The organism is Methyloceanibacter sp., assembly GCF_035650995.1.
Taxonomy (GTDB): Bacteria; Pseudomonadota; Alphaproteobacteria; order Rhizobiales; family Methyloligellaceae; genus Methyloceanibacter.
In genome coordinates this window covers 1-12,786 of the sequence record NZ_DASRGO010000126.1, presented here as the reverse complement: position 1 = coordinate 12,786, position 12,786 = coordinate 1, and the positions used below count along the sequence as shown (strand labels likewise).

Here is a 12,786-nt window from a genome sequence, read left to right as displayed (position 1 = left end):
GAAAGCCGGTACTCGGCCAGAACGATCCGACGGAGCATAGTCCTTGAGCGAGGGTGTTGAGCGCGAGACCATGGAGTTCGACGTGGTGATCGTGGGCGCTGGTCCCGCGGGGCTCGCCGCAGCGATCAGACTCAAGCAGCTCGCCGCTAAGGCGGGCAAGGACCTCTCCGTCGTCGTGCTGGAGAAGGGCTCGGAAGTGGGCGCTCACATCCTGTCCGGCGCGGTGATCGATCCGATCGGTCTCGACACGTTGATCCCCGATTGGCGTGAGCAGGGCTCGCCGCTCAAGACCGAGGTCACCGAGGACCGCTTCTACTATTTGTGGAAGATTGGCGGCTTCCGCGTTCCGAATTTCGTTATGCCGCCGCTCATGAGCAACCACGGCTGCTATATCGGCAGTCTCGGCAGCCTGTGCCGCTGGCTCGGCGAGCAGGCCGAGAAGGCCGGCGTCGAGATCTATCCCGGCATCGCCGTGACCGAGGCGATCTTCGGCGCGAGCGGCGCGGTCGAGGGCGTCATCACCGGCGACAAAGGTGTCGCCCGCGACGGCAGCCACAAAGACAGCTACACGCCCGGCATTGCGCTTCGCGGCAAGTATACGCTTATCGCGGAGGGGGCCCGCGGCTCGCTTTCGAAGCAGCTCATAAGGAAGCTCGGTCTCGATGCCGAGTCGGGGCCGCAGAAATTCGGCATCGGGTTGAAGGAGCTGTGGGAGGTCCCGGCCGACAAGCATAGGCCCGGCCTCGTGCAGCACACGATGGGCTGGCCGCTCGACGACAAGACCGGCGGCGGCTCCTTCCTCTATCATTTCGGCGAGCGGCTGGTGTCGGTCGGCTTCGTCGTCCATCTCGACTACGCCAACCCCTATCTCAATCCCTTCAAGGAATTTCAGCGCGCCAAGACGCATCCTTTGATCCGCCAGCATCTCGAAGGCGGCAAACGGATCGCCTATGGCGCTCGCGCGCTCACCGAAGGCGGCTGGCAGGCAATCCCCAAGCTTGTTTTCCCCGGCGGCGCCCTGATCGGCTGCGCCGCGGGTTTCATGAACGTGCCGCGCATCAAAGGCTCTCACAACGCCGTACTGTCGGGGATCATGGCGGCGGAGGCCGCGTTCGCCGCGATCGAAGCCGGTCAGTCGGGCGATGTGCTCGAGGCTTACCCCGCGCGCGTGAAATCGTCCGGCATGGCCAAGGAACTGAGAAAGGTGCGCAACGTGAAGCCGCTCTGGTCGCGGTTCGGCACCATCGCCGGCGTCATGCTGGGCGGCATCGATATGTGGCTCAACACGATCCTCCCCTTCCTGCCGCACACGTTGAAGCACCAGAAACCCGACTATGCCGGCCTCGCCAAGGCGTCGGAGGCTCGGCCCATCGAATACGAGAAGCCGGACGGCAAGCTCACCTTCGACATCCTCTCCTCGGTGTTCCTCTCGGGCACGAATCACGAGGAGGATCAGCCGGTGCATCTTCGCCTGACCGATCCATCGATCCCCATCGAAAAGAACCTTCCGGACTACGCCGAGCCCGCCCAGCGCTATTGTCCGGCACAGGTCTACGAGGTCGTCGAGGACGGCGCGAAGGTGAGGTTCCAGATCAACGCCCAGAATTGCGTCCACTGCAAAACGTGCGACGTGAAGGATCCAGCGCAGAACATCACCTGGGTCCCGCCGGAAGGCGGCGACGGCCCGAATTACGTCAATATGTGAGCCGGGCTAGGTCGTGCTCCCGCCTGCCGAAAGAGTCGCGGGGGAGCGGCCACAAACGCGCCGCGATTGGGCCCCAAGGAAAAGGCCAATCGATCCCGTCGAGGGGCGCGTGGAGCCGCTTTTGGTTTGCAGATCGGGAACAAAAACGCGTAACCTTTGGCTAGGGGACTTCCCATAAACCCGTTTCCGGGGCGGCCTGAGCGCCGAACAGATATGACGAAATTCAAGGGTGCGGCTCTGCGCGGATGGGCGCAGAAGTCTTTGCTGATCGTGGCGATCCTCGCGGCACCCGCCGCATATTCGGAGGTCGCGCCGCAAGACTCCCCGTCCGCGAAGCCCGGCAATCTGCTTGGCAATTACCTGTCCGGACGGCTCGCCCGTGGCGACCACGACACTCTCGCCGCCGCCGACTTCTATTCCAGGGCGCTCGCCGAGGACCCCGGCAATGAGATCATTCTCGAGCAAGCCTTCCTGCTCGAGGCGGCAGCCGCCCATTGGGATCGCGCCATCCCGCTCGCTCAGGATCTCGTCAAGATCGAGCCGTCGCACCGCATCGCCCAGTTCCTGCTCGGCTGCGAGGCGTTCAAACGCGGCGATTACAAGGCAGCCGAGGAGCATTTCGCGGCGGCCCGGCAGGGACCGATCGCCGATCTCACCTCGACGCTCGCGCGCGCTTGGGTCGAGCAGGCGGCGGGCAAGACCGACGAGGCCTTCGCCACGCTCGACAGCCTGAGCGACGCCGACTGGGCCCAGTTCTATCAGCGCTACCACCGCGCGCTGATCGCCGATGTCGCCGGCCGGCACGACATTGCCGGCCAAGCGTTTGCCCAGGCCTTCAAGAAGAATCCGTCGACGCTCAGGGTAGCCGACGCCTATGCGCGCCATGCGGTCAACGAGAACAACCGCAAGCTCGCCCGCCAGACGCTCAAGACGCACATTGCCAAGTCCTCACCCCACCCGCTGTCGGAAGCACTTCTCGCCGACATTGATGCGGGCAAGGTTCCGTCTCTGCTCGTCGTCAACCCGGCGGACGGCCTCGCCGAGGTGTTCTACGGCATCGGCGACGCGCTCGCGGGCGAGGGCGGCCTCGACATGGGCATCATCTTCCTGCAGTTCGCCCTTTACGTTGAGCCCGACTTCCCGCTGGCTTACGTCGCGCTCGCCGAGGCCTATGAGGGCGCCAAGAAATACGATCTCGAGATCGATGCCTTCGACAAGGTCAGCAAGGACTCCCCGCTGTGGCTGAACGTCCAGATCCAGAAGGCGTTTGCGCTCAATTCGCTCGACCGGGTCGACGATGCCAAGACCCTGCTCGAGCAGCTGATCTCCGAGGAGCCCAAGGATATCCGGCCCTACGACGCGCTCGGCAACATCCTGCGCGCGCATGAGCGCTACGGCGAGGCGCGCGACTCCTATTCGCACGCCATCGCGCTGTTGGACAAACCGGCGCGCGAGAACTGGACGCTGTTCTATTCGCGCGGCGTGTCGAACGAGCGGCTCAAGGATTGGCCGGCCGCCGAGGCGGATTTCAAGCAGGCGCTGCAATTGTCGCCGGATGAATCGCTCGTGCTCAATTATCTCGGCTATTCCTGGGTCGATCAGGGGCGCAACTTGAAGACAGCGATGGACTACATCCGCAAGGCGGTGAAGCTGAAGCCCGACGACGGCTATTATGTCGACAGCCTTGGCTGGGCCTATTTCCGGCTCGGCAATTTGCAGGCGGCGGTGGAGACTCTGGAGCGCGCGGTCGAACTCAAGCCTGACGATCCGATCATCAATGATCACCTGGGCGATGCCTATTGGCGCGTCGGGCGCACGCTCGAGGCGAAGTATCAGTGGCAGCAGGCGCTTACGCTGAAGCCCGAGGACGATCAGATCGTGACCCTCAAGCAGAAGATCGAATCGGGCTTGCCACTGCCCGCGCCCGAGACCAAGGCTGCGGCGGAACGGACGCAGACCGGCCAGAAGGGCCTCTGACGGCCGGCGCAAAGCTAAAGGGTTTCCGAGCATGGTGGCGGCGCTGCGCGACATCGCTCGGGCGAAAATCAATCTCACTTTGCGGGTGCTCGGCCGCCGCGAAGATTCCTACCATGAGCTCGAAAGCCTCGTCGCTTTCGCCGAAGCAGGCGACGTGCTGGAGCTCGATCCCGGGCCTTCCTTGGGCCTTTCCATCGATGGGCCCTTCGCCAAAATGCTCGGTGGCGAAAATCTTGTCCTTGCCGCGGCGCGCACAGCCAAGGCGCTCAGGCCCGACCTCACGTTTGGGCATTTCCGGCTTCGCAAGGAGCTCCCGGTCGCAGCCGGATTGGGCGGCGGCTCGGCCGACGCCGCCGCTGCCCTCCGCCTCATCGCCCGCGCCAATGATGGCGCTCTCACCGGCACCGATCGCAGCGCGATTGCCGTTGCGCTCGGCTCGGACGTGAAAGTCTGCCTTGAAAGCAGACCGGCGCTCATGACCGGACGCGGCGAAAAGGTGACAGTGGTGCGCGGCTTTCCCGGATGCGCTGCGGTGCTCGCTAACCCGCGCCTGCCGCTCGCGACCGGTCCGGTCTATGCCGCGCTCCGGGCTGCGGGCCTCGCCGCCCCGCCGGACGCAGTCGAGCCCATGGGGTTTGGCGGCGATTTCGAAGCACTCGTCGCCTATCTTGAACCGCGCGGCAACGACCTCGAGAGGGCCGCCGCCGAGCTTCTCCCCCAAATCAGAGAGGTGCTTGCCGCTTTGAGCGGTCTCCACGGCGTCCGGGTGGCGAGACTGTCGGGGAGCGGGCCCACCTGCTTTGCCCTGTTCGCAACCTATGACGAGGCCGCGCGCGGAGCAGAGGCGCTCTCGAACAGCCACTCCTCCTGGTGGATCAGGCCGAGCAGGCTCGGCTAGAACGGGCGATCGACGCAGAACTCGATCGCTTCGAGCAGCGCCGCCTTGGCCTCGCAATCGGTGAAGATGGCGAGCGCATCGCGGGCGATCGCGCCGTAATGACGCGCGCGCTCCATGGTATCGACCAACGCATTGTGGCGCTTCATCAACGCCATCGCTTCGGCGAGATCGTTGTCGCCGATCTTGCCGTCCTGCAGCGTCCTCTGCCAGAAGCGGCGCTCCGCGGCGTTGCCGCGGCGATAGCACAGCACCACGGGAAGCGTGATTTTGCCCTCACGGAAATCGTCGCCGACGCTCTTGCCGAGCATCGACGGCTCGCCGGAATAATCGAGAGCATCGTCGACCAGCTGAAAGGCGAGCCCGAGATTGCGTCCATAGGAGCGGAGCGCCGCGGTCTCCGATTTCGGCCTGAGCGCGATCACGCCGCCGATTTCGGCTGCGGCAGCGAACAGCGCCGCGGTTTTGGCGTCGATCACCGCAAGGTAGTCGTCCTCGGTGGTTTCAGTGTTCTTGGCGGTGACAAGCTGCATCACCTCGCCTTCGGCGATAATCGCGGCCGCGTCCGACAGGATGCGTAAGGCGCCGAGCGAGCCCACGTCCACCATCATCTTGAAGGCCTGTCCGAGCAGGAAGTCGCCGACCAGCACGCTCGCCTCATTGCCCCATAGCAGCCGCGCTGCGGTCTTGCCGCGGCGCAGGCTGCTCTCGTCGACCACGTCGTCGTGAAGCAGGGTCGCCGTGTGCATGAACTCGACAGCGGCGGCCAGCGGCACATGGCCGTCGCCCTTGTAGGAGCAGAGCTTGGCGGCGGCGATGGTGAGCATGGGGCGCAGGCGCTTGCCCCCGGAATCGATCAGGTGGCGGGCAAGCTCGGGGATCAATTCGACGTTTGATCTAGCCCGGTCGAGGATGATGCGATTGACATGGCCCATGTCCTCCTCGACAAGCGCGGCGAGGGGCGCGAGGCTCGCTTTGGCGTCGCGGCCGGGAAGCTTAACGACAACTCCCAAGGAAAACTCTCCTCACGCGCTTTAAGGGAATTGATCTCGCCGATATTGTCGGCGGCGGATCGTTTAGGGTCAAGGCATTGCGGCTCTCAGGATGTATTGGCAGAGGCTCGTATTGGCAATGAAGGAATTGTTGCGCTCGAACGACGCGGTGCTTCTGTCCTATGTCAGCTCGCTCCTGGAGGAGGACGCGATCGGTTTCATCGTCGCCGACGCCAACATGAGCGTGCTCGAGGGATCGATCGGCATTCTTCCCCGGCGCATCCTGGTCGAGAGCGGCAAGATTGGCGAGGCGCGGAAGATTCTCACCGAGGCCGGCATCGGCCATGTCATCACAGAAGACAAGAGCTGAGCGGAGCGCGGCGCGAAGAAGCGCCACGAGCGCCGATGCTTTTCTCGGCGGCCGCATCGAGATCGTCCAGCCACGCACGGGTCACAGGGCTGGGAGCGATGCCGTATTCCTGGCAGCGGCGGTCCCGGCAAAAGCAGGCGAGCACGTGCTCGATGTTGGCTCAGGCGTCGGCGTGGCGGGGCTTTGCCTTTTGGCCCGCGTGCCGCGTCTCGAAGTGACCGCCGTCGAGATCGACGAGGCGCTGTGCGCTTTGGCGGCTGCGAATGCCGAGCGGAACGGCATGTCGGCGCGTTACAGGGTGGTCAACGCCGACATTGCCGGCAGCGCAAAATCGCAGCGCGAAGCGGGTCTGTTACGCGAAGGCTACGACCATATCATCGCCAATCCGCCCTTCTACGCAGCGGGGAAAGTGAGGGCGGCTCCGGACGAAGCCCGTGCCAGAGCCCATGTCATGGGCCAAGACGCGCTCGGCGCCTGGGTGCACGCCGCCGCGCGTTACGCGGCGCCCAAGGGAAGGCTCACGCTGATCCACCGCCCCGAGGCGCTCAGGGAGCTGCTCGGTCTGCTGGAAGGCCGGTTCGGCGAGGTGACCGTCTTCCCGCTCTTCGCCAAGCCGGGCGAGCCCGCGACCCGCATCATCGTGCAGGGACGGAAAGGGAGCCGAGCCGAAATCCGGCTTCTCCCCGGCCTCCGGCTCCATGCCTCAGACGGAAGCTATACCGAGGAGGCCGAGGCGGTGCTGAGAGGAGGGGCGCCGCTCAGCTTGAACTCAGACGAAAGAAAGGGCCGCCGCCTGGGGGGGTAAGGCGGCAGCCCTCGTTAGCCCGAGCGGTGAGGAGAGACCTCGGGCTCGCGAGGCCCGCTGCACGCAGGCCTCGACGTTCCGTCGCTAGTACCAGCGGGGCTGGTAGTAGAACTGGAGCCACCAGGGATAAGGCCGGTATTTCCAGTAGCCGTACTCGTTGTGGTGCGGCTTCCTGAAGTAGCGGTAGTCGTCGTCGTAGTGGCTGTACTTCTTCCAGTTCCTGCCACCGTCCCAGTCCCGGTCATGAGCGCTGGCGGGCGAAGCCGCGCCGAGTGCCAGGATGGAAAGCGTCGCCGCAGCGATGAGCGTCTTTTTCAACATGGGTTCTTTCTCCGATCTTCCGGCTCGATGATGCCGGACATGGTGCGGTTTTAGTCCGGAGCCCCTGAACCCAGTCTGAGGGCGGCGTTCATCGGCCGTTCATCGCGGCAAGCCCTGAAACGACAAGGGCCACTCCCTTTCGGGAGCGGCCCTTGCCAAGTTCGAAAGCGCCCGGAGGCGCGCGTGCCTAATACCAGCCGCGCCAGTACCGGCCGCGCCAATAAGGATAGTAGGCGTAGGGGTAATAATAGGCGTAGGGCCGATAATAGTAGCGGCGGGGAGCGTACCAACCCCAGCGCGGCCCGACATAGACGCTGACACCCGGGCCGCCCCAATAGCCCCAGCGGCGCCAACCGGCTTCCGCCGAGCTTGGGGAAAGTGTGACAAAGGCGAGCACAAGGGCTGCCGCTGCCACGACAAACGTCGCAAGCTTGCTCATTAAATCCTCCTCAGAGACGGGAGCGGCGCCTGTCCGCCGGAAATGCGCCGCATAGGTGGGGAGTCCCACCTTCAAGATCGACTATAGCAGGGAATTCGGACGGCCCCATGGCGCCTCGCCGACTTGCGTTAAGCAATGGCTTAAGCCTGCCCCTTTCTGGCCTCCGCTGTGCCCGAATCGGGATCGCTCCTTGATTTGGCCCTCCTGCTCTATACTTTAGGCGCGCGATGAACGATCTCCCAGACAAGGCGCGTTCCGAGCGGGCGGACTGGCTGAGTTACCTTCCGGCCTTCTTGGTAAATCGCGGCCCCGTAGTGCCGGTGCTCCGCTTCAGCGGGCCGATCGGCATGGCGACCCCTCTCAGGCCCGGCCTTTCCCTCTCCACCAGCGCCGCCGCCATCGACAAGGCTTTCTCCATGCGCGGGGCCAAGGCCGTCGCCATCCAGATCAATTCGCCGGGCGGCTCGGCGGTGCAGTCGATGCTGATCTACAAGCGCATCAGGGCGCTCGCCGCCGAGAAGGGGCTCAAGGTCTATGTGTTCGCCGAGGACGTCGCGGCATCTGGCGGCTATCTGCTCGCGCTTGCCGGCGACGAGATCTATGCCGATCCGAGCTCGATCATTGGCTCGATCGGCGTCATCACCGCGACCTTCGGCCTGAACGAGCTGATCGCCAAGATCGGGGTTCAGCGCCGCGTCTACACCGCTGGCAAAAGCAAGGACACCCTCGATCCTTTCCTTCCCGAGAAGCCCGAGGATGTCGAGCGCATCAAGTCGCTGCAGCGTGACGTGCACTCGGCCTTTATCGATCTCGTGAAGGAGCGCCGCGGAGCCAAGATCGAAAAGGCGGGCGACGATCTCTTCACCGGGGAATTCTGGTCGGGCAAACGCGCGCTCGAGCTCGGCTTGATTGATGGCCTTTCCGACGTGCGCAGCAAGATGCGCGCGCTGTTCGGCGACGATGTGCGGCTCAAGCTCGTCATGCCCTCGACCTCGTGGCTTCGCCGCAAACGCAGTATATTCGCCGACGCCGGCGCGCTCGATTTCGGCCTGCTCTCGCACGGGTTCGCCGCCGACCTCATTTCGGCGATCGAAGCACGCGCGCTTTGGTCGCGCTTCGGACTGTAAGCCATGCCGCAGCTCCTCTTCCTCGTCGCAGCGGGCGCCGGATTGATGCTGGCGCGGCGCTGGTATGTTTACGCGCAGCGCCGTGTCGCGGCCGAGCTCAGGGCGGCTGAGGAGGCGCTGGCGCGGCGCGAGACGGCAACCATTCCGCTCGAACGCGACCCCAAGACTGGCGTTTACCGGCCGAAGCAAACGGCCCGGTCGCCGCGCTGACGGCCCCACGAATCGTCATTCCCGCGCAAGCGGGAATCCAGTAATCACCAAGGTCGATTGTGCTTGGAGGGCTTATCCCGTTACCCAGGCTTCGCCGCCAAAGGCGGGTCAAGCCGGGCAAAGATAAGAATTGGTGCAGGTTGAATGAACGAGCAGCGCAAAGACGTGGCCAAGCCGTCCCGTGCGGCTAAGACCGCGTCGTTCCAGGACCTGATCCTGAAGCTCGAGCGCTTCTGGGCCGACCAGGGTTGCGTGATCCTCCAACCTTACGACATGGAGATGGGGGCAGGGACGTTTCACCCGGCGACCACGCTCCGCTCGCTCGGGCCGAAGCCCTGGCGCGCGGCCTATGTGCAGCCGTCGCGGAGGCCCAAGGACGGCCGTTACGGCGAGAACCCGAACCGGCTCCAGCATTATTATCAGTTCCAGGTGGTGCTGAAACCGTCACCGCCCGACATCCAGGACCTCTATCTTCAAAGCCTCTACGCCATCGGCATCGACCCCAAGAATCACGACATCCGCTTCGTCGAGGACGACTGGGAAAGCCCGACGCTGGGCGCCTGGGGCCTCGGCTGGGAGGTGTGGTGCGATGGGATGGAGGTGTCGCAGTTCACCTATTTCCAGCAGGTGGGCGGCTTCGATTGCGATCCCGTCTCGGGCGAGCTCACTTACGGGCTCGAGCGGCTCGCCATGTACGTGCAAGGCGTCGACAACGTGTTCGATCTCAATTTCAACGGCGGCGAAGGCAAGGACAAGGTCACCTACGGCGACGTCTTCCTTCAGTCCGAGCAGGAATATTCGCGCTACAATTTCGAGTTCGCCGACACCTCAAAGCTGCTCGAACATTTCCGCGACGCCGAGGCCGAGTGCCGGGCGCTTCTCGCCAAGGGCGACAAGGGTAAGCGCCATCTCATGGTGCTGCCGGCCTACGATCAGGCGATCAAGGCCTCGCACATCTTCAATCTCCTCGATGCGCGCGGCGTGATTTCGGTCACGGAGCGGCAGGCCTATATCCTGCGCGTGCGCGAGCTCGCCAAGGCCTGTTGCGCGGCATGGCTCAAGACCGAGGCAGGCGGCAACGCCAATGCTTGAGGTCTATCGCGACGAGCGCACCGCGCCTGACGCCTCGCGCGCGCTTGCGCTCAAGCCCAAGCTGAGATCGTGGACCGGACGGGTGTGGCGCTGGCACCCCAATGGGTTCCAGCTCATGCTCAAGCTCGATGCGAGCGTGGCAGTGGCGGAGGTCGCCGATGAGGATTTGCGCGCCGCGCTCTCGCCATTTGCCGCCGAGCTTGCGGGCTTCGCGCTCTATCTCGACTACACCGATGAGGGCAAGCTGCCGTTCTCCTGGGCGGTCGGCGCCTTCCATCTCGAGCACGGCAAAGGCGCCTACATGCGCTTCTACGATTTTCTCAGGACGCCGCCGGCTCAGGTCCTCGTTCCGCTCCTGCCAGCGGCGGGCGCACAATCCGATCTCATCTTAAGCATCGTCCCCTATCGCCTTGAAACGAATCTGCTTGTCTTCCTCATCACCGAGTACGATCTCGGCTTCCATAACCGCATTGGCTAGACATGGCTGAGCTTCTGCTTGAGCTGTTTTCCGAAGAGATTCCTGCGCGCATGCAAGGCCGCGCCAAGGAGGATCTCGCGCGCCTGCTCGGCAACGGGCTCGCCGCCGCCGGACTCGAATTCACCTCGATCAGGACATTCGCCACGCCGCGTCGCTTGACCGCCGTAGTCGAAGGTTTGCCGCCTCGCTCGCCCGACATCAGGGAGGAGCGCAAAGGCCCGCGCCTCGATGCGCCCGAGGCCGCGATCAAGGGCTTCCTCAAGGCGGCGGGACTTCCCTCGATCGACAAGGCCGAGAAGCGGGACGACAAGAAGGGCGCCTATTACGTCGCCATTATCGAGAGGCCGGGCCGCGCGACCTCAGACGTGATCGCCGCCATCGTGCCCGAGATCGTGCGAAGCTTCCCGTGGCCGAAATCGATGCGCTGGGGGTCGGGCAAGCTTCGCTGGGTGCGTCCGCTCCATTCCATTCTCTGTCTCCTCGACGGCAAGGTGGTCGACTTCGAAATCGACGGCATCAGGAGCGGCAAGGAGACGCGCGGTCACCGCTTCATGGCGCCCGAGCCCTTTAGTGTGAAAAGCTTCGCCGATTACGCGAAGAAGCTGCGCGAGGCCAAGGTGATCCTCGACGGCGAGGAGCGCGCCCGCATCATCGCCGAGGAAGCACGCTCGCAAGCCGCCCGCCACGGCCTTGCTCTCGTCGAGGACGAGGGCCTGCTCGCGGAGAACGCCGGGCTTACCGAGTGGCCGGTCGCGCTGATGGGCAGCTTCGATGAGTCCTTCCTCGCCGTGCCGCCCGAGGTTCTCTCCACGGCGATGAAGGCGCATCAAAAGTGCTTCTCCATCCGCAACGGAGAAAACCTCGCCAACCGCTTCGTATTGGTGGCCAATCTCAAAGCCGAGGATAAGGGCCACGCAATCATCGCCGGCAACGAGCGGGTGATCGCCGCGCGCCTTGCCGACGCCAAGTTCTTCTTCGACCACGACCGCAAGGTGCTGTTGCCCGACCGCGTGCCGAAGCTGAAGGAGATCGTGTTCCACGAGAAGCTCGGCACCCAATATGAGCGCGTGCAGCGCGTCTATAAGCTCGCGCGCGAAATCGCCCCTCTTGTCGGCGCCGACCCCGATCTCGCCGAGCGCGCGGCGATCCTCGCCAAGGCCGATCTCGTGAGCGACATGGTCGGCGAGTTCCCCGAGCTGCAAGGGGTCATGGGCCGCTATTACGCGCTCGAGCAGGAGGAGAACCCTGTGGTCGCCGACGCCATCGCCGCTCATTACAAGCCGGTCGGGCCGTCCGACGACGTGCCGCGCGAGCCCGTGGCGATCGCCGTGGCGCTTGCCGACAAGCTCGACACGCTGGTCGGCTTCTGGGCGATCGACGAGAAGCCGACCGGCTCGAAGGACCCTTACGCGCTCCGCCGCGCCGCTCTCGGCGTCATCCGCATCATCCTCGAGAACGGCCTTAGGCTGCATCTCATGGATGCGCTCGAGTTTCAGGTCGATAAGACCGTCAAGAAAAGAAATAACGTGAAATGGGCTCATCGCCAGGTCGAGCAGACGAACGTCGACCTGCTCGATTTTTTCGCCGACAGGCTCAAGGTGTACCTCAGGGACCGGGGCGCGCGGCACGATCTCGTCGATGCCGTGTTCGCCCTCGGCGGCGATGATCTCTTGATGATCGTGCGCCGCGTCGAGGCGCTCGGAAGATTCCTCGACACCGAAGACGGCGAACATCTCCTCATCGGGACCAAGCGCGCCATCAACATCCTCCGCATCGAGGAGAAGAAGGACGCTCGCGTCTATGACGAAGCGCCGGATGCCAAGCTGTTCAAACGGCCCGAAGAAAAGGCCCTCGCCAAGGCCGTCGACGAGGTTGAGACGGCGGCAGCCGCAGCGGTTGCGCGCGAGGATTTCGAGGGCGCCATGGCCGCGATGGCGAAACTTAGGACCCCGGTCGATGCCTTCTTCGACCACGTCACCGTGAATGCGCCCGAGCCCGATCTTCGGGCGAACCGCCTGCGCCTCTTGAACCGCATCCGCGCGACCACGCTCGCCGTCGCCGACGTCTCCAAGATCGAAGGCTAGGCTTAAATTGCGCGTCACCCTTCGACACGGTCTTCGGCCCTCGTCAGGGTTAGGGCCACTTTCGGAGAGGACACATGCCGGCAAGCATCAGTCTCATCACCTTGACCGTCGCCGATATCGCCCGCGCCACGCGCTTCTACGAGAGCCTCGGCTTCGTGACCTCCAAGCGTGCGAGCCAGGACGACGTAACCTTCATGCGCGCGGGCGGTGTCGTTCTCGCGCTATGGGGTAGAAAGGAGCAAATTGAGGATGCCAATGCCGAAGCGCTCTGGACCGGAAACGGCGGCATCG

14 protein-coding genes are annotated in these 12,786 nt (G+C 64.3%); 11 read left to right on the top strand and 3 right to left on the bottom strand.

The window, feature by feature from the left end; all coding sequences use genetic code 11:
• The first annotated feature begins 70 nt into the window (after positions 1-70).
• The 3 genes from VFB18_RS09505 (at position 71) to VFB18_RS09495 (ending at position 4,580) form a co-directional block, all read left to right on the top strand.
• Complete coding sequence (locus VFB18_RS09505) at positions 71-1,705, top strand: electron transfer flavoprotein-ubiquinone oxidoreductase (RefSeq protein WP_324974147.1); 1,635 nt, start codon at positions 71-73, stop codon at positions 1,703-1,705.
• A 213-nt stretch (positions 1,706-1,918) separates the two neighbouring features.
• Positions 1,919-3,682, top strand: coding sequence for a tetratricopeptide repeat protein (locus tag VFB18_RS09500; protein ID WP_324974096.1), 1,764 nt, complete (start codon positions 1,919-1,921; stop codon positions 3,680-3,682).
• Between the two features lie 31 nt (positions 3,683-3,713).
• Positions 3,714-4,580 carry a 4-(cytidine 5'-diphospho)-2-C-methyl-D-erythritol kinase gene (locus VFB18_RS09495; protein WP_324974095.1) on the top strand — a complete coding sequence of 289 codons (867 nt, stop codon included), beginning with the start codon at positions 3,714-3,716 and terminating at the stop codon, positions 4,578-4,580.
• Here VFB18_RS09495 and VFB18_RS09490 read toward each other — a convergent pair.
• Entirely contained in the window at positions 4,577-5,590 is a 1,014-nt protein-coding gene (locus tag VFB18_RS09490; protein WP_324974092.1) for a polyprenyl synthetase family protein, read from the bottom strand. The two genes, VFB18_RS09495 and VFB18_RS09490, sit on opposite strands and share 4 nt — an antisense overlap.
• Before the next feature lie 118 nt (positions 5,591-5,708).
• Between VFB18_RS09490 and VFB18_RS09485 the strand changes: the two genes are divergently transcribed.
• Together VFB18_RS09485 and VFB18_RS09480 are read left to right on the top strand one after the other, a co-directional pair.
• Positions 5,709-5,939: a DUF2007 domain-containing protein gene (locus VFB18_RS09485; protein WP_324974090.1), complete on the top strand. Its 231-nt coding sequence runs from the start codon at positions 5,709-5,711 to the stop codon at positions 5,937-5,939.
• Positions 5,914-6,744, top strand: a complete 831-nt coding sequence (locus VFB18_RS09480; RefSeq protein WP_324974088.1) for a tRNA1(Val) (adenine(37)-N6)-methyltransferase — start codon at positions 5,914-5,916, stop codon at positions 6,742-6,744. Before VFB18_RS09485 ends, VFB18_RS09480 begins: the two co-directional genes overlap by 26 nt.
• A gap of 84 nt (positions 6,745-6,828) precedes the next feature.
• Here VFB18_RS09480 and VFB18_RS09475 read toward each other — a convergent pair whose 3' ends face one another.
• A complete protein-coding gene (locus VFB18_RS09475; RefSeq protein WP_324974085.1) occupies positions 6,829-7,065 on the bottom strand; it encodes a hypothetical protein in 237 nt (78 codons plus the stop codon).
• Positions 7,066-7,252: 187 nt separating this feature from the next.
• The gene (locus VFB18_RS09470; protein ID WP_324974083.1) at positions 7,253-7,504 is read right to left on the bottom strand and encodes a hypothetical protein; all 252 of its coding nucleotides are present in this window, start codon (positions 7,502-7,504) and stop codon (positions 7,253-7,255) included.
• 227 nt (positions 7,505-7,731) lie between these two features.
• On the opposite strand from VFB18_RS09470, the gene VFB18_RS09465 reads away from it, so the two are divergent.
• The 6 genes from VFB18_RS09465 to VFB18_RS09440 form a co-directional block, all read left to right on the top strand.
• The gene (locus VFB18_RS09465) at positions 7,732-8,631 is read left to right on the top strand and encodes a S49 family peptidase (RefSeq protein ID WP_324974082.1); all 900 of its coding nucleotides are present in this window, start codon (positions 7,732-7,734) and stop codon (positions 8,629-8,631) included.
• Between the two features lie 3 nt (positions 8,632-8,634).
• Complete coding sequence (locus tag VFB18_RS09460) at positions 8,635-8,841, top strand: hypothetical protein (protein ID WP_324974080.1); 207 nt, start codon at positions 8,635-8,637, stop codon at positions 8,839-8,841.
• A 144-nt stretch (positions 8,842-8,985) separates the two neighbouring features.
• A complete protein-coding gene (locus tag VFB18_RS09455; protein ID WP_324974078.1) occupies positions 8,986-9,933 on the top strand; it encodes a glycine--tRNA ligase subunit alpha in 948 nt (315 codons plus the stop codon).
• Positions 9,926-10,411, top strand: coding sequence for a hypothetical protein (locus tag VFB18_RS09450; protein WP_324974075.1), 486 nt, complete (start codon positions 9,926-9,928; stop codon positions 10,409-10,411). The genes VFB18_RS09455 and VFB18_RS09450 overlap by 8 nt, the downstream gene beginning before the upstream one ends.
• 2 nt (positions 10,412-10,413) lie before the next feature.
• On the top strand, positions 10,414-12,495 hold the full coding sequence (gene glyS / locus VFB18_RS09445; protein ID WP_324974073.1) for a glycine--tRNA ligase subunit beta: 2,082 nt from the start codon (positions 10,414-10,416) through the stop codon (positions 12,493-12,495).
• A gap of 74 nt (positions 12,496-12,569) precedes the next feature.
• Positions 12,570-12,786 (top strand): VOC family protein (locus VFB18_RS09440; protein ID WP_324974069.1); only part of this gene is annotated, 217 nt, incomplete at its 3' end.